Origin of the sequence: Streptomyces sp. NPDC096311, from assembly GCF_044763085.1 — a bacterium.
Taxonomy (GTDB): Bacteria; Actinomycetota; Actinomycetes; order Streptomycetales; family Streptomycetaceae; genus Streptomyces.
The window spans coordinates 38,368-54,847 of the sequence record NZ_JBIWFN010000007.1 but is presented as its reverse complement, the minus strand read 5'-3'; the positions used below and the strand labels follow the sequence as shown (position 1 = coordinate 54,847).

At 68.7% G+C, this 16,480-nt stretch carries 16 protein-coding genes; 6 read left to right on the top strand and 10 right to left on the bottom strand.

Going from position 1 to position 16,480, the window contains the following annotated elements; all coding sequences use genetic code 11:
• The first annotated feature begins 78 nt into the window (after positions 1–78).
• Positions 79–672, top strand: coding sequence for a CGNR zinc finger domain-containing protein (locus ACIRA5_RS19090; protein ID WP_403692052.1), 594 nt, complete (start codon positions 79–81; stop codon positions 670–672).
• Between the two features lie 246 nt (positions 673–918).
• Here the strand turns inward: ACIRA5_RS19090 and ACIRA5_RS19085 are convergent, their stop codons facing one another.
• Positions 919–1,572, bottom strand: coding sequence for a hypothetical protein (locus ACIRA5_RS19085; protein ID WP_403692049.1), 654 nt, complete (start codon positions 1,570–1,572; stop codon positions 919–921).
• Between the two features lie 283 nt (positions 1,573–1,855).
• On the bottom strand, positions 1,856–2,230 hold the full coding sequence (locus tag ACIRA5_RS19080) for a hypothetical protein (RefSeq protein ID WP_403692048.1): 375 nt from the start codon (positions 2,228–2,230) through the stop codon (positions 1,856–1,858).
• Positions 2,231–2,365: 135 nt separating this feature from the next.
• Between ACIRA5_RS19080 and ACIRA5_RS19075 the strand changes: the two genes are divergently transcribed.
• Positions 2,366–2,599, top strand: a complete 234-nt coding sequence (locus ACIRA5_RS19075) for a hypothetical protein (RefSeq protein WP_403692047.1) — start codon at positions 2,366–2,368, stop codon at positions 2,597–2,599.
• Between the two features lie 80 nt (positions 2,600–2,679).
• On the opposite strand, the gene ACIRA5_RS19070 is transcribed toward ACIRA5_RS19075, so the two are convergent.
• From ACIRA5_RS19070 to ACIRA5_RS19035, 8 genes are all read right to left on the bottom strand, one after another.
• The gene (locus tag ACIRA5_RS19070) at positions 2,680–3,087 is read right to left on the bottom strand and encodes an ester cyclase (protein ID WP_403692046.1); all 408 of its coding nucleotides are present in this window, start codon (positions 3,085–3,087) and stop codon (positions 2,680–2,682) included.
• A gap of 156 nt (positions 3,088–3,243) precedes the next feature.
• Positions 3,244–4,113 (bottom strand): carbohydrate ABC transporter permease, encoded by an 870-nt coding sequence (locus ACIRA5_RS19065; RefSeq protein WP_403692043.1) that lies wholly within the window; start codon positions 4,111–4,113, stop codon positions 3,244–3,246.
• Positions 4,110–5,084 carry a carbohydrate ABC transporter permease gene (locus ACIRA5_RS19060; RefSeq protein ID WP_403692041.1) on the bottom strand — a complete coding sequence of 325 codons (975 nt, stop codon included), beginning with the start codon at positions 5,082–5,084 and terminating at the stop codon, positions 4,110–4,112. Before ACIRA5_RS19060 ends, ACIRA5_RS19065 begins: the two co-directional genes overlap by 4 nt.
• The gene (locus tag ACIRA5_RS19055) at positions 5,078–6,433 is read right to left on the bottom strand and encodes an ABC transporter substrate-binding protein (RefSeq protein WP_403692039.1); all 1,356 of its coding nucleotides are present in this window, start codon (positions 6,431–6,433) and stop codon (positions 5,078–5,080) included. The genes ACIRA5_RS19060 and ACIRA5_RS19055 overlap by 7 nt, the downstream gene beginning before the upstream one ends.
• On the bottom strand, positions 6,430–7,428 hold the full coding sequence (locus ACIRA5_RS19050) for a GNAT family N-acetyltransferase (RefSeq protein WP_403692037.1): 999 nt from the start codon (positions 7,426–7,428) through the stop codon (positions 6,430–6,432). The genes ACIRA5_RS19055 and ACIRA5_RS19050 overlap by 4 nt, the downstream gene beginning before the upstream one ends.
• Positions 7,429–7,557: 129 nt before the next feature.
• On the bottom strand, positions 7,558–8,754 hold the full coding sequence (locus ACIRA5_RS19045; RefSeq protein WP_403692036.1) for an exo-beta-N-acetylmuramidase NamZ domain-containing protein: 1,197 nt from the start codon (positions 8,752–8,754) through the stop codon (positions 7,558–7,560).
• A 973-nt stretch (positions 8,755–9,727) separates the two neighbouring features.
• Entirely contained in the window at positions 9,728–9,898 is a 171-nt protein-coding gene (locus ACIRA5_RS19040) for a hypothetical protein (protein WP_403692034.1), read from the bottom strand.
• A 27-nt stretch (positions 9,899–9,925) separates the two neighbouring features.
• Positions 9,926–10,366, bottom strand: coding sequence for a hypothetical protein (locus ACIRA5_RS19035; RefSeq protein WP_403692031.1), 441 nt, complete (start codon positions 10,364–10,366; stop codon positions 9,926–9,928).
• Positions 10,367–11,655: 1,289 nt separating this feature from the next.
• Between ACIRA5_RS19035 and ACIRA5_RS19030 the strand changes: the two genes are divergently transcribed.
• The 4 genes from ACIRA5_RS19030 to ACIRA5_RS19015 all read left to right on the top strand — a co-directional run bounded on the left by ACIRA5_RS19030 (position 11,656) and on the right by ACIRA5_RS19015 (position 16,458).
• Positions 11,656–12,780, top strand: coding sequence for a PP2C family protein-serine/threonine phosphatase (locus tag ACIRA5_RS19030; protein ID WP_403692029.1), 1,125 nt, complete (start codon positions 11,656–11,658; stop codon positions 12,778–12,780).
• Between the two features lie 132 nt (positions 12,781–12,912).
• Positions 12,913–13,230 (top strand): hypothetical protein, encoded by a 318-nt coding sequence (locus ACIRA5_RS19025; RefSeq protein ID WP_403692028.1) that lies wholly within the window; start codon positions 12,913–12,915, stop codon positions 13,228–13,230.
• Positions 13,231–13,937: 707 nt separating this feature from the next.
• On the top strand, positions 13,938–14,804 hold the full coding sequence (locus tag ACIRA5_RS19020; RefSeq protein WP_403692026.1) for an NAD-dependent epimerase/dehydratase family protein: 867 nt from the start codon (positions 13,938–13,940) through the stop codon (positions 14,802–14,804).
• Between the two features lie 46 nt (positions 14,805–14,850).
• On the top strand, positions 14,851–16,458 hold the full coding sequence (locus ACIRA5_RS19015) for a Na+/H+ antiporter (protein WP_403692024.1): 1,608 nt from the start codon (positions 14,851–14,853) through the stop codon (positions 16,456–16,458).
• Positions 16,459–16,480 lie beyond the last annotated feature (22 nt).

The window sequence follows — 16,480 nt, the reverse complement described above, 5'->3', positions numbered from 1 at the left end:
AGTTACACTTTCAGACGTAATAAGTAAATAGGCTATGGACATGTTGCTGTAGCTGCCGTCACCGAAAGAGATCCGCGAATGTCCTGGACTGCGACAGCCCGATATGGCCTGGAGCCCGCCCCGGGCGGGCTGGCCTTCGTGCAGGACCTGCTCAACACACTGTCCGCCAGCAAGCCCCGGGAGCCTGACCTTCTGCAGACCGCTGAGGCCGCCCGTGCTTGGCTTGACCAGGCGTTGAAGAGCTGGAGTGGCGTGACCCACCGGCCCGCACCCGGCATCGAACTGACAGCCGAGGACGCGCAGGGCCTGCGCGACTTCCGTCACGACCTGCGTCAGAGCCTCCACGCCCAGCTCGGTGACTCGGCGACGGAGGGCGGCCCGGCGGCTTCCCTGATGACCTTGCCCACCGCACTGCGGCTCGATGAGCACGGGGTCATCCACGCCGAGCCCCGCGGTACGGGATGGCGGCAGGTGGCGTCACTCGCCCTCATCGAGGTCTACCAGGCGCAGTGCACCGACACTCTGCGCCGCCTGAAGTCTTGCCGAAACACACGCTGCCTGACTGCCTTCTACGACCGCTCCCGCAACAACAGCGGCGTCTGGCACGACGTCCACGTCTGCGGCAACGCGGCCAACCTGCGCAACTATCGTGCACGCAAGAGGGCTAGCTAGCGCCGACCAGGTCTGACAGCCGGTCCTGCGGCGTGATGCTCGCCGTTGTACCTCGCTTCTGGGCGCCTGAGCCGCCTGCCGCAGCAGGGCAGCCTCCTCCGTGAACGGATGTGTTCTGCAGGAACGACCCACGGAGTAGCTGGGTGTAAGGGTGGCCGTTGCGGAGGCGGGCGAGGGTGAGCAGGGCTTGCTGTCACCCGGATGCGCTCCTCGGCGAGGAACCAGGGCTCCGCTTGGCTGGTGCTGTCAGGAGTAGTGGACATCGCGCAGGTCGATACTGACCATGAGGTGATCGTGGTCGGGACGCCCGTCGGACCGGCGGAGGTACGCGCGACGCCTGGTCGGGAACGTGATTCCGTCTGCTTCGTCGATGTCGTAGACGTACTGCGCGGCCGCGAAGCCCCCGGCGATGTCAACGTGGTAGTCGTGGCGCCTGAGCAGAAGGTCGTCCCCGAAATAGAAGTCCTGCACGGTGCTGTGGCTTGCGATGTCGGCCGGGAAAGTGACCCGCAGATGACGCCATCGCTCAGTTGACGACTCGTTCCACGGTTCCGCCTCCTCTACGCCCATGCCGTTCATGATCGCGAAGAACGGCGTGGTCAGGTACGTCCACAGGGCGTAGCCGTTGAAGTAGGCGCGGTCCAGTGGATCCCAGGGCGTTTTCAGGGTGTGTCCCCGGAATGACGCTCGTGGATGGAAACGTTCGGCTACGACGGTGCCGTCGGCGCGTTCGATCGCGATGCGGTCCGGTGTGAAGTCCGAGCGCTGTGCGGGAGCCCCGAAAGGGCGCACTGAAGCGTGTTCCTTGTGCATGTCGACGGTCATCCGGCGTGGCTGGAGGTCCTGGGGCAGGCCCTTGGCCGCAAAGAGCTCTCCGTCACTGACGATGGTGGCAGTCACGGTTGCGAGCCGGCCCCACCGCTCCGTGCCGCCATGGGCCTCGAGAACTGCTGAGAGTAGGTTGGTCACATCTCCTCCAACAGCCAGTGAGCCGGGTGCTCGGTTTGCGCCTCACGGAGCCTGGAAGGGCCCGGAGACGTTGATGCCGAACGCCCCGCGACTTGGTGGACTGGTTCGTCGCAGAGCCGGGATCGCCCGGACGAGCCGTTTGCTCCGCATGAGGATCAGCTTCACCGACGCCAGGATGCCCAGGAAGCCGCTTGTTGCTTTCTGGTCCTGCCCGTCAGGTGAAGTATGTGTCGTCGATGTCGATCGCGAGAGAGCTGGACTCGCGAGCCCGGGTTTCCGGGTACAACGATGCCGTCGAAACGTCGGTGCAGCGAGACATGGTGCACCGCCGGGCCTGGCCTGGCCCGAGCAGTTTGAACAGGGTTCTGCTTCCTCGGTGTGGATGTCGTCGTTCAGTGGGTGGAACGGAACGGTGAGGTAGTTCCAGCCCGAAGATCTGGCAGAGCGCCTCACGCTGTGGATCGGGCAGCTTTGACAGCTGTCTCTCCAACCTCGAACTCACCCAGCGCGCCATCCGGAAGTTCGTCGACACCGGCACCGCCAGCCGCATCGTCGTCGTCAGCTCGATGGGCGGGTTGATGACCGCCACCGGGCTTGGGTGCGTACTGCGCCAGCAAGCACGCACTCGGAGCCATCGCCGCGACCCTGCGCGACGAGCTCGCGCCCACCGGTCACCGTCCGGACCATCAACCCCGGCCCGTACGAGACCGGCTTCAACGACCGCATGGCCGACACGACCTACCGCTGGCACGACGACGCGGTCAACTTCACCCGCGAGGACGACGTCAGGGCCAACTTCGCCCAGATCATGGCGGGTAAGTTCGACCCGCAGGACATCATCGACAGGATGGTCTCCGTCATCGGCGCCGAAGACGGCACTTACCGCAACGTGTGGCCGCCCGCCATCGAGGACCTCCTCAAGCAGGCCCAGGAGGGCGCCTGGACCCGAAGGATCTGACCGGCACGAACGCGATGGCCCGGGCGGGATCGCGCCGAGTCGAAGGCCGACCGCCCGATGGCCCGGCGGTGTGTACTTGATCAGGCGAGACCGAGCTGACGGAGCATGCCGAGCTCATCGCTGCTACCCCAGCGCTCGACCATCTTCCCGTCGGCGAATCGGCTGATCTGCATGCCTCGGTAACTCACCGTCTTTCCCGTTGGACTGTGCCCCATCAGTTCACCGAGATGTGTGCCCGTGATGGTGTAGGAGAACGCGACTTCGTCGTCGGTGGCCATGACGTGCTCGACCTCGATGTGCAGATCGGGGAAGGCCCGCCTCATCGTGCCGAACATCTCCTCATAGCCTTCAGGTCCCGGAACCTGTCCTGGGGCCGGATCGTGGTCCACGGAGTCGGGCGCCACGTATTCCTCGAGCTCGCCGAGGTGGTCAGTGTTCACCGCTGATCCGAAGCCCTCCAGGATGGCGGCGTTGCTGCTGCGCGACATGACGCGCTCCTTGACGTTGCAGCCCTGGGCGTACACATCGACGATGTGCAGTCGCCCCTTCCTCCCCTCCACGATAGGTGTGGCGGCCTGAGGGGGCCTGCTGGAACGGAAAGTGAGTAGAGGTGGCGGTCAGCGTGGTGTCGGCGGTCGCGTACTTCACTTGAGGCCGCTGAGCATGACGCCGCGGATGTAGTACTTCTGCAGCAGCAGGAAGAGGATCAGGACCGGCAGGATGCTCAGGACGAGGCCGGCCATGACGATGGGCATCGTGCGGGTCGGGTCGACATAGTCCTGCAGGAGCTGGATGCCGACGGGCAGGGTCATCACGTCTGGGTTGGCGGTCGAGACGAGCAGCGCCCAGATGTACTCGTTCCAGGCATCGACGAAGGTCAGCAGCCCGAGTGTCACCATGACCGGCTTGGTCTGCGGCACCACGATCCGCCACCACACGGCGAACTCGCCGGCCCCGTCGATGCGCGCGGCCTCGAGGACCTCGTCCGGGATCGAGACCATGAACTGGCGCATCAGGAAGATCCCGAAGCCGTTGACGAGGAACGGCATGGCGAGCGCCGTGATGCTGACGGTCAGGCCGGCGCCGCCACGCCCGAACAGGTCGTTGCCGCCCGCGAACGGCCAGTGCACCAGGATCAGGAAGTGCGGGATGAAGAAGAGGAACGGGGGGAACATCATCGTCGACAGCACAAGGCGGAAGACGAAGTTCCTGCCGGGGAAGTGGAGTTTGGCGAGCGCATAGCCCGCGAGTGACGACGTGAGCAGCACCGATCCGGTGATCAGGGCGGTGGCGATGACGCTGTTGCGGAAGAGCACCGGCAGATCGAGCTGGTCGATCGCCGCCCGGTAGTTGGACAGGTCGAACGCCTCGGGCAGAAACCGGTACGGCAGCGTGCCGGACTCGCCGGGCCCCTTGAAGGACGTCATCACCATGTCGAGGAACGGCACCACCGTGAGCACGGCGCCGGTCACGACCACCAGATAAGAGAACCACGGGAAACGGCGGCGGATCATGTGTCCTCCCCCTTGCGTCGGAAGATCCACAACTGCACGAGGGTGACCACGAGGACCACCAGGAACAGCACGAAGGCGGCGGCGCTCGCAGTGCCCCAGTCGCCGTACGAGAAGGCCTGGCGGTACATCTCCAGTGCGGCGACATTGGTCGCGTCACCCGGGCCGCCCTTGGTCATCACGATGATCAGCGCGAACGACTGCAGGCCGGTGATGAACTGCGTGATGCACACGAAGAGCAGAGACGGCCGCAGCAGTGGCAGTGTGATCTTCCAGAAGACGATGACGGGCCCGGCACCGTCGAGCGCGGCGGCCTCGTAGTACGACTCGGGGATGGACTTCAGCCCGGCGGTCAGGATGAGGATCGCCGTGCCGACCGAGGCCCAGGCCTGTACGACCACGACCGCGGGCAGCGCGGTGTCCGGGTCCTGGAGGAACGCCACAGAGCCGAGCCCGAGGGCGTTGAGGACGCCATTGACGAGGCCGCCCGGCTCGTACATGTACTTCCATACGTTGCCGATGGCGACGACGGTCGTGACGATCGGCAGGAAGTACAGGGTGCGCCACAGCCCTTGGAACCGCAGCTTGTCGATGCAGTTGGCGACGAGCACGGAGCCGGCGAGCGCGAGGGCCACGGTGCCCAGGGCGAACAGCAGCGTATTGGTGAGGATCGGCGCCAGGAACGTCGATCCGTCCACGAAGAGGTCGGTGAAGTTGTCCAGGCCGACCGGATCGATGTCGCCGAGGTCGAACCCGGCCCAGCGGGACATCGACAGCAACAGCGCGAAGCCGAGCGGCAGGATCAGGAAGACCGCGAAGAACAACAACGTCGGGGCCAGGAAGAGACAGGCGACGACGGCCTGGCGGCGTCGAGGCCGGGTCCGGCGGCGGCCGTCGACGGCGGACCCGGTGGACCCGGCGCCCCGTGGGCTGTGCACCCGCTCGGTCGTCTCCGGCGCCAAAGCGTTCACCACGAGCGCGACACCTCCTGATCGACCTGACGGCGGATGGTGCGCAGTGACTCGTCGACCGACCGCTGACCGGTCCACAACGCCTCGATGTTCTTGCGCAGCAGCGACTTGGCCTGCTGCGCGCCCGGTACGTTCGGCTCCGGCACCGCGTACGCCAGCGCGTCCAGGAACGGGCGCAGGTTCGGATCGCTGCCTTCACTCAGGAGTGTCCGCATGTCGTCGGCGCGGCCGGTCAGAGAGCCGACCGACACCTGCAGGGAGCTCATCCGGGTCGCTGTCGCACCCTTCTTGGCGCTCTTCGTGCCCACTTTCTCGGTGTTGAGCCAGCGCAGGAACTCCCAGGCCTCGCCCGGGTGTTCACTGGCCGTGTTGACCCCCAGCATGAAGCCGGTGGAGAGCGTGGCGCGCTTGTCGTCCGCCTCAGGGACGGGCAGCGGAGCGACCCCGACATCGCGGTAGGCCTTGCCCATCTCGGTCTTCAGGCTTCCGGTCCACCAGCCGGCGCTGACCACCATGGCCACCTGTCCGGACTGGAACGCCTTGTAGACGTTGACGCCGGGAGCGCTCGCGCCTTTGACGACGAGGCGGTGCTCCAGATCGAACACGGCCCGGCCGGCCGGCGAGTCGATGGCGGTCCTCCTGCCGTCCGTGGAGACGAACGTTCCGCCGGCGGCGTTGAGCAGGGCGAGCGTCTGGCCGACGGTGGTGGAGTCGTCGTAGGTCGACAGCCCGAATCCCTGCACCAGCGTGTTGCCGTACCGGTCCCGCTTGGCGGTGCGGTAGGCCGCATCCTCCAACTCACGCCAGGTGCGCGGGGGACGCTCGATGCCGGCCTCGCGCAGCAGTCGCTTGTTGTAGTAGAGGGCGTACGTCTGCACCTCGGTGGGGTAGCCGTAGATCCTGCCCCCCACCGACGAGGCGCCGACCGCGGCCCTGCCGTAGCCGCGCCTGATTTCCTCGGCGTGCTCGGACGGAGCGGGCCGCAGGACGCCGGCCTGGACGAGCTGGCCGTTCCACAGGCAGTACGGGTGGAGGATGTCGGCACCCTGACCCGCCGCCTGCCGGACCATGAACGTGGTCAGCAGATCCGTGAACTCGACGGCCTTCGTCCGCACCTTGACCCGGTCATGAGTGGCGTTCCACTCGTCGACCGGGCGCTGCAGGGCCTCCTTGAGTGTCCCGCTCGCGTAGTGGGAGAGCAGGGTGAGGACGATCGGATCCCCGGGCCGCCCGGTGCCCTGGTACGGCGCGGCGCATCCGGAGGCGAGCAGGGCCGGGGGGAGCAGCGCCCAGGGGAGGGCAAGCGCGAAATGACGGCGGCTCAGACCACCGGTTCGGTGTGACGGCGTCATCGGGCGGTCTCCCGGCGCATCACGCGAAACACCCGGGTCGTGGAGAAGCCGCTCTTGCGGTACAGGTGGCCCGCCGGGGACTGCTCGCCGGTCCACAGGAACCACGCGGAGTGCGCACGGCGCGCCCGCATCCGCTCCAGGACGAGGTGGAGCAGGACCTTGCCGAGTCCGGTGCCGCGCATCTCCTCCAGCACGCCGAACGGCCCGAACCGCTCGTCCACCGCATCGAACGTGCCGTGCATCGCCCAGCCGACCAGGCGGCCCGAAGGGTCCCGGGCGACGACGATCCGGTCGAGCGGCGTGCCCGCGGCCAGACACTGCCGGATCGTGCACGCCCAGTCCGGGCCGAAGTGGTTCCCGGCGAGCGCGAACAGGTCCACCAGGTCGTCGTCGCGCGGAGTGGCGAACCGGTAGCCCTGCGCCGTCAGTTCGTCCAGGCGGCACGCGACATCCTCCGGGATGCGATAGCCGACCAGGCCGCGGTCCATCGCCGCCGCCTCGTACAGCGTGCGAAAGCCCAGGGACTCAAGGAGCCCGGCCGCTTCCGGGTACGCCTCGGCGTCCAGGCCGGGGAGGACGTAGTTCGGGGTGTACGAGGAGAAGTCCACCCGGGTGCGGCCGTGGCCGTGCAGCCAGTCGACGGCTTCGGTCAGTAGCCGGCGGCCGAGGCCGCGCCCGCGGACGGCCGGATCGACGAAGAAGAACGGGATCCAGCCCTGCTCCGGCTCCAGATCGGTGCCGTTCATCGGCGTCAGACGGCGCACCGCGTAGGCCGCGCCGACGACACGGTCGCCGTCGACGGCGACCCGAAGCCCCTCCGGATCGAAGTTGGCGTCGAGCAGCACCAGGGAGCGGAAGCGGTCCGGGGTGATGGAGTCGGCCGGCGCACTCCGGCGCCACGCCTCCACCAACCCCGGGCCGTCGCCCGCGCCGAAGCCACGAATCTCGAGCCGGGATGTCGTCGTGCGATCGGTCGTCGACGGCGTTGTCGTCATCAATGGGGTTGTCCTTCCATACGCAGATCACGGACGGCGTCGAACGTCGCCCGCGGCGTCGGCGACGGGGCTGGGCGTGGCGTTGGTGGTGGCAGAGGGCAACGCGTCGCGGCGGCGGGCCAGGAGGTCTCAGGAGTAGAGCAGCACGTCGTCGCCGGCCCACCGGCCGGGCGGCGCCGGCGGATCGCACAGCGGCAGCGGGTCGTCGCCCGCGTCGACGGCGCGCCGTAATCGGTCGGCCCCCCACAGCAGGTCGATGAAGTGACGGTGGCCGGTCCCCTCCACGACGCCGTCCGAGGTACGCCAGTCGAAGTCGTCCGGGTACAGCCGGCGCAGCGTGGCGAGCATCGCGACGGCGGTACGCACGGGCGCGAACACCTCGCGATCGGTGATGTGGAGCTGGACTCCGCGCAGTGGCCGTCCGGCGTGTTTGTGGAAGGTCGGTACGTACCGAAGATCACGGAAGTGCACTCCAGGCAGGGCGAGCTCGGCGAGCGAGGGCGCGAACCGCGCGTCGATGTACGGGGCCCCGACGATCTCGAAGGGCTGCGTGGTACCACGGCCCTCCGAGAGATTCGTCCCCTCGAACAGACAGGTGCCGGGGTAGAACGCGGCAGTGACCGGCGTCGGGATGTTCGGCGAGGGCGCAACCCACGGCAGGCCGGTGGCCTCCGCGTCCATGGCGCGTCGCCAGCCGGCAGCCTCGATCACCGTCAAGTCGGCGGCATTACCCGCCACTTGGGGCACGGCCGAGCCGTTGAGATGCCGGGCGAGTTCACCGCAGGTGAGACCGTGGCGGACGGGTACCGCCGCGCGCCCGACGAAGCTGGCCCACGCCGGGTCGAGCAGCGGGCCCTCGCTGACGAGTCCACCGAGGGGATTCGGCCGGTCGGCGACCACGAACCGTACGCCCGTACGAGCCGCCGAGACCATCAGGTCGAACATGGTCCACACGTAGGTGTAGAACCTGGCCCCGATGTCCTGCAGGTCGTACACGAGGGCGTCGACGCCGCTGTCGACGAGCAGTTCGTCGAGGCGCTCGCCGCTGCACCGGTATGTGTCGTGGACCGGCAGGCCGCTGGTCGGGTCCGCCTGAGCGGCCTCGCTCTCGCCGGCCTGGCCGGTCCCGTGCAGCCCGTGCTCGGGACCGAACAGGGCGACCAGCCGCGCGCCGGCCTCGAGCAGCGCGGGCGCGGCCGGGCGCAGGTCGGGGAGGACGCCGGTGTGGTTGGTCACCAGCCCGAGCCGTCCGGGCCCGGCAAGTCCGGGCGACGCGTGCAGTCGTGCGATGCCGGTTGTCACCGCGACGCGGTCGTCCGCGCTCATCCTTCACCCCCGTCTGCCGGTGACATCTCGAAGCGGTGGTCGGAAATGTACTTGCATATCCTGGAATGTTGCCATGATTCACCGGCAGTTCGTGTCAAGGGTGGGCGCGGGGTCTCTCGCGGCGGCGGCACACGTCGAGCGGACTCGCCCAGGAGAGACCGGGGAGTGAACAGCACGGCATGGGTGACCGTGGACATCGTCGCCGACCTGACAGTCGCGATGGTGTGCCGCACCGCCGCACCCGGTCGAGGAGAAGCCTGCCGACTCGAACCACCGCGCTCCCTGAATCTGGTTCAGGCAAAGAAGATGTACCACCGTGCCGGACTTCCGCCACTGCGGAGGAGAAATCCTCTGGCCACCCGAAGGCAGCCACTCATAGGCGATGGGGACGAGAGAAGACGGACCATGGACTCCCGCATCCCCCGACTGCGCCGCAAGCAGGCCAGGATTCCATTCCGACCGTGGCGCAGGGGCAGCTGGCAGCACGGTGCGGCGAGGAGGGAATTGATCAGGTGCCGGAGCGGGGCGTCAGCTCTCGGCGGGACAATCCGTCGTGGTGACACGCACGTGGTCAACGTGGCGGCGAGTCATGAGTACGGTTGTGCAGGCAGGTAACCACAGATGGTCATGAAGTACCGGCGTGACGTGGGGAGTTGAAGGGCGATCGCGTGCCCTCACCCGCCGGGACACATGGCGGCAGCACCTGCACACGTGTGCTCTGATCCGGCCGGAAGCCACGGGGGAGACACGCATGAAGCTGGCCATCTGCCTGCCGGCCCTGCCGGTCCTGACGACCGAGGGCGTCGGCGGAGGATCTGCAGAGCCGAAGTGGAGATCGCCTGTACCTGCGATGCCCGGACAAGGAGGTGAGCGCCACGGGCAAGCGCGATTGCCGACGCTCGCTATGCGCCGTCCAGCGGCTACGGCTCCAGGCCGGCTGGCCCGGGTCCTATGGGGAAAGTGCTGATCACAGTCATTCGTTGAGGACTGTGACGAGCGCGGTCGCCTCGTAGCGGACGGCAAGCTTCTCGTACCTGGTGGCCACGGCCCGGTGACGTTTGAGACGGTTGACCCCGCCGTCCACGGCATGGCGCTCGCGGTAGTCACGAGCCTGGGGTGCGTTTTTGAAGTGCTTGGCCTTCATGGTGCGCGTGGCCGAGGTGACGAGGCGTTAGCGATCCGGGACAGGCGGCTCGATGCTGTCCGGGTCTGCGTGCCACCACGGCGCCGACGTGATGTCCTCGATGATCTGCCGCCAGCCTTTCGTCCGGTGGCCTCCCGTAGGGGCTGTGTCGTCCAGCCAGATCTCTGTGCCCACGGGGAGATCCGCGGGCTCGCGGTTGCCGCCTATGGTGACGGTGAATTCCGGGTCCGACGGGCTGCTGTGACTGTAGTAAACGCCGCCCCGGCTCCACGCCTCGACGCCGAACCCGGCCAGCGGCGCCTGCCATGTCCCCTCGCCCGGGAAGAGAAGCAGAAGCTTGTCGCCCGGCATCGGTATGTCCAGGTCTTTCACCCGTGACGCCAGATCCTTGATCCGCACGGTGGGTTTGATCTGGAGGCCGAAGCCGGTGCGATGCGAGCTCTCCACTGTGAGCAGGTAGTAGGGCACGACGGATCTCCCGGGATGACAGGTTCGCGCGTACGACGGGCGTATCTGACCACGTCGCGGTACTCGCGTTCAACGTCGTCAGAGCCACTCGTTGATGCCAGTGATGGTGACGGTGACTGTGGCTTCGTGGCCGACGGCGAGTTCGTCGTACCTCGTGGCCGCTGTCCGTTGGCGCTTCGGGCGATGGATCCAGCACTCCGCCGTGTGACGGTCGGTGTAGGCGTTCTTGTCGAAGTGGGCGTGATCGCGTGATGAGGGAGCACGGGGGACGGGGGATCTCTCCGGAGGCCACGGTGCGGATGCCGTCGAGGAGCGCGTCGGCGCGGATGGCATCGGTCGCGGCGAGGCCGTCGGTGGCCGCAGCGACCACGTCCATGTCCTCGCAGGAGTCGAGCAGGATCCGGAAGGTGGCCCGCGGCAGGGTCTGGTAGTCGACGAGCAGCACGCGGATGGTCATGGGGCTCTTGCGGGTGTCTGGAGTGGATGGGGACTTCGGCGGTCACGGCGAAGCCACCTACGGGGCGGTGGCCCACCTGCAGGTGGGCGGCGGAGGACTGGGTGCGCTCCCGTATGCCGATGAGGCCGAACCCGCCGCCCGGAGCCGGTGGAGGGGTGGTGTCGCCGTCGTCGCTGACCGTGCGGGTCAGCCGGTCCGGGGTGAGACCATCGGCCATATGAGGGGTGCCACCTCGCTGGCCAGGGGTGATGACGAATGCGAGCGGCCGCCGTCGGCCCTCGCTCGCGTGCTGGATCCTGGAGCTGAAGCTGCCCCGCGAACGGCCCAGGGTCTCATCGTCCCGATGCGTGGCAGGGCGAGTGCGGGTACCCGGGCCGCGGGACGGACGCAAGATCCATCTCCATCTCCGCCTCCATCTCCCCACCCGCCTCCGCCGTCCGGCGACCGTGCCCGTCCGCTGCCCCGGCAGACCTCGCCCAGAGCATCCGGCAGCTTGCGGATCCATCGGCGCGGATCCATGGGCGCGGACCCATCGGCGCGGATCCGGCCGACCGCGGCGCCGTCAGGGTCGCGTCAGTGTCGCGACAACCGCGCCTACCTGCGGCGTTGGGGGGGATCAATCGAGTGGGGGATTTCGGCGAGCGTCGCGCCTGCGACGAGCCGGGGCCGCCCGCTCGTTCAGTGTCTGGGCCATGCCGACCAGGGCAAGGGCGCCTTCCGCGTCACGGTCGGACCTGGTGATCGGCGCTCCGGCTGTGGGGCGTGGCAGGCGCGGTAGGAGTGCCGCCTGTCGGCGCGGGCGCCGGGGCGCGATGCGGTGTATTCAGGACATATGGTTTCTCGACGACTCGGTAAAGATCAAGGTTTGTCAGGGGAGCCACGTCACGTCCTGCTGGCGGTACCGATCGCGTTGATCGCGATTGTCACGGTGGTCGACATACTCGCTCCGCCCAGCGTCCACCTCGGGCCCTTTCTGGTCGCCGCACCTGCTCTCACCGCGTCGTTCGCAGGGCCCTGGGCGACCGGTCTCATCGGCGCGCTCGCCGTCCTGGCCCAGACCGTGGTCGCGGTGATTCGGACCAGCCTTATTGATCTGAACCACACCTTCCAGCTCATCGTCCTGATCCTGATGTCAGCGCTCGTGACCTTCTTTGCCCACCTGCGAGGACGCCATGAAAGGGAAGTGAGCCGACTGCGCTCGGTGGCGATGGCCGCACAAGAAGTGGTGCTCAAGCCGATTCCCCAACGGATCGGCCCGTTGCGCATCGCCTCTGTCTACCTGGCCGCGGAGACCGAGGCGCAGATCGGTGGCGACCTGTATGCCGCCGCCCGCACGGCCAAAGGAACCCGGATCGTCATCGGCGATGTCAGGGGCAAGGGTCTCGAGGCGGTCGGGGACGCCGCCCTCCTTCTCGGCGCATTCCGGGCCGCGGCCCACAGACAGGCCGACCTGCCCGCGTTGGTCGCCTTCCTGGAAGGAACCGTCTCCTCGGACCTGGACGACCCCGCGACCCCCGAAGACGAGGCAGAGGATCGCGGCGAGGCATTCATCACCGCCGCCGTGCTGGACGTCCCGGACTACGAACCGGCCCTTCACATGATCAACTGCGGGCACCCCCCGCCCCTGCTGCTGCGCGGCGGCCAGGTCGGCCTGCTCGAGGTGAGACACTCAGCGCCTCCTCTGGGTCTCACCGAATTCGTGGAATCCGAACTCTTCCCGGAAACGTTCGCCTTTGAGCCCGGCGACATCGCCCTTCTCTACACCGACGGCGTCATCGAGGCCCGCGACCGGAACGGCACGTTCTACCCGCTCGCGGAACGCGTGGCCGGCAAGTCCGGCAAGGGGCCCGACGCTCTCCTGGCCCACCTGTGCGCGGACCTGTTGCACCACGCCGGCGGACATCTGGATGACGACGCCGCCATGGTGGCGATCGAGCGCATGCCGGGGTCGTGGTGAGCACCGGTAGGAACATCTCGCGCCTCCAGCGGCCGAAGCGCCCGCTGCCCGGCGCGGCCGTGTCCGATCATGAGGGGCAGGAGAGTGCCTTGCCCCACGCGGATCTCACCCAGCGGCTGTGCACGAATCGGGGTGGCCGATCCGCCGGTCGCCAAGGACTTCGCGGTCGGCTCCGCGCTGCAGGGACTGATCTCGGCTGCCGCGATCGTCGGTGCGATGTGCGGCGCCGCGCTGCTGGGGCCGTTGGGGGACCGGATCGGCCGTAGCCGGATCTTCCGGCTGGACCGGCGGATGCGCGTCGGCTTCTCGGTGCTGTGTACCCTCGCCGGAATTTGGTTCTGGCCGCCGTTGCGTGAATCCCCAGGACAGGGAGGAAAACGGTGGGGGGTGTGCTGTTTTCCGGGATCGATGTGCGAGTGGAGCGCGCGAACGCCTGCGCGGACGTCGTAGTGGTGAAGGCGGTGTCCGTCGGCGGGCCGGAGTGGTGCCCGGATTGTCGCAAACGGGCCGCACGGGAGCACAGGTCGTATCAACGGATGCTGGACGAGCGGTCGTTGGGCGGCCGACGGGGCGTGGTTCTGCTTCGGGTACAGCGGCCTTACGGGGTGGAGGCGGTCGTTCGCGGTGGAGCTGGGCGGCTGTCCGGCCGCGCGGCTGTGCTGGGGGTTAGGGCTGGCCGCGGGTCCCTCCGCCAGGACCTTGACACCGTTACCGCAGGCCTCACCCTGGCGTGGACTCCGGTGTCGTCGAGCCCCCTTCGAACTTTCCGGACCCGTACCCCCCCCACAAGCCGGCACAGCGCCTGCCTGGCGGCGGGCAGCAGGCGCGCGTCCTTTGGCAGTTGACGGCCCGCGGCCGTCGACGCGGATCTGGCGCCCGAGCGGCTCCCGCGGGACCCCGACGCCGTCCCCGAGTGGTGTGACCTCCCCGAGCGAACCGGCGGCGAGGTGCCGGACCGCGGCCCTCGGTCGCCTGCGTCGAGGAGAAGCTGCAACACGTCGCGAGGTCCGGGGCTCCCTCGTCCTTCCATGCTCCAGCGCTGATGCCCTGGGGGTATCACCGCTGACGGAAGAGGTCTTGGACGCCGGCCGCGGCACGGAGACAGGGTGGAGGAGCGGCGGAATCTCCCGCCGCCGACCACAAGGACCGTGAGAGCGATGCAGATCTTCATCACAGGCGGCTCCGGCTACATCGGCCGCTCCACCATCCGTGCACTGACCGGGCACGGCATCGGCGTGACGGCGCTGGCGCGCAGCGAGCACGCGGCGCGCACCGTGTCGGACCTCGGTGCCACCCCGGTTGCGGGGGCGCTCAGCGACACCGATGTCCTCCATGAGGCGGCCCGCAGGGCCGACGGGGTCATCCACCTCGGGGTGGACTACGCCGAGGGCACGGCGGACGTCGACCGCGCGGCGGCGGCGGCCTTGCAGGACGGCGTGGGAAGCGGACCCTATGTGCACACGGGCGGGGTGTGGGTGTACGGCGACACTGACGGGGTCGTCGACGAGGACGCCCCGCTGAGCCCGCCGCGTATCACCGCCTGGCGCCTGGAGAACGAGAAGCGGGTGCTCGCCCGGGCCGCCACCGGAGAGCGCCCTGTGGTCGTGATGCCAGGGCTGGTCTACGGCCGCTCCGGCGGACTGGCGCAGTCGTTCTTCGTCGAGCCGGGGCGCACCGCGGGAGCCGTGCCCTGCATCGGGGACGGCTCCAACCACTGGGCACTGGTCCACGTCGACGACATCGCCGAGCTGTACGCCCTGGCCCTGAACGCCCCGGCCGGTTCCGTCTACGCCGGGGTCGGCGGCCAGAATCTTCCGCTGGCGGACGTCACCCGGGCCCTCAGCCACGCCGCCGGATGCCCGGACCGGATCGAGTCGCTGACCGTCGAGGAGGCCGTACGGCGGATGGGCCCGATCGCCGAGGCGTTCGCCCTCGACCAGCAGTTCAGCGGCGCCCGGGCGCGCCGCGAGCTCGGCTGGACGCCCACCCGTCTCGACGCCCTGGCGGAACTCGCCCAGGGCTGAACAACCAGGCAAGGGGGTGCCTGACCCATCGGGAAGGCGGTGCCGCATGCGGGGCCTGGAAGTCATCACGGCAATTCTCGCGACCGTGCTGGCCATGACGTGGCTGGCTCGCCGCCTGCGCTGGAACGAGCCGGTCCTGCTGGTGGCGGGTGGCTGCCTGATCGGTCTCACCCCCGGGTTCCGCACGCTGGTCCTGCCGCCCCCGGTCGTTCTGCTGCTCTTCTTGCCACCCTTGCTCTACTGGGAGTCACTGACCACCTCGCTCCGCGAGATCAGGACGAATCTGCGCGGGATCGTACTGCTCGCGACCGGTCTGGTGCTGGCCACCGCTGCCGCCGTGGCCGGGGTGGGGCACGCGCTGGGCCTCTCCTGGCCGCTCGCCCTCGTCCTGGGCGCTGTAGTGGCCCCCACCGACGCCATCGCTGTGCAGTCGGTCGCCCGGCTCCTGCCCCGCCGGATCCAGACCGTCCTGAGGGCGGAGAGCCTGATCAACGACGGCACCGCACTTGCCCTCTACGCGGTGGTCGTCGGGGTCGCCGTTCAGGGACAGGCTGTCACCTGGACGGGCACCGCCGCACGCTTTCTGCCGGCCTACGCGGGCGGTATCGCGATCGGCGCCGCCTGCGCCGCCGCCGTGGTGGCACTGGGCAGACGGTTGCGCGACCGCGTGTGGGAGAGCGCCCTGACCGTGCTCACCCCGTTCGCCACCTACCTGCCCGCTCAAGTGCTGGGTGTCTCCGGCGTCCTGGCGGTGGTCACCTGCGGGCTCATCCTCAGCCAGGCGGGCCCCAAGGTGACCAGCGCGGGGGTCAGAGTGCAGATCACCGGCTTCTGGGAGGTGAGCACCTTCATCCTCAACAGCGCCCTGTTCGTTCTGGTGGGCATCCAGACACCCGCCATCGTGAGCGCGATCAGCTCCGCCTCCCTGGGACACGCCGTGGTCACCGCGTCGCTGGTCGGTGGCGTGGTGATCGCCACGCGCCTGCTGTGGCTGTACTCGGTGCCCTACCTGCTCCGTGCCGTCGACCGTCGTCCGGTTCAGCGCACGCTGCGCTCCGGCGCCCGGGAAAGGTTTCCGGTGGCCTGGAGCGGGGTGCGCGGGGCCGTGTCGCTGGCGGCCGCTCTCGGTGTCCCGGCCACCACGGCCGCGGGTCGGCCGCTCGAAGGACATGGCCTGGTGGTCTTCACCGCCGTGGCCGTCATCCTGGTCACGCTGGTCGTCCAGGGCACGACCATGCCCGCGGTGATCCGCTGGTCCGGACTGCGCGGAGATCCCGACGAGACCAGCGAGGAACGCAGCGCCCATCGCCAGATCGTCACTGCCGCGCTGGCAGTCCTTCCCGACTACGCCGACCGCCTGGATACGCCGCAGGAGACCACCGACGCCATCCGGAGCGAACTGCGCCAATACGCTGCCCAGGACGCAGGACCGCCCGGCACCGGGCCCGGCGTGCGGACCGGGCTTGAACTGCGCCGTGCCCTGATCGGCGTCAAACGCAGCGCCCTGATCCGTCTGCGCGACCAGCGCATCATTGACGACATCGTCCTGCGCCGGCTGCAGGCGGTCCTGGACAGCGAGGAGATCAGGATCGAGCTGGCCCTGCGTGCCTTCACCGGCCGCCCGGCGGCGGTCATGAACACCCACACCCGCTGACCGGCCCGGCTCTGGTCGATCC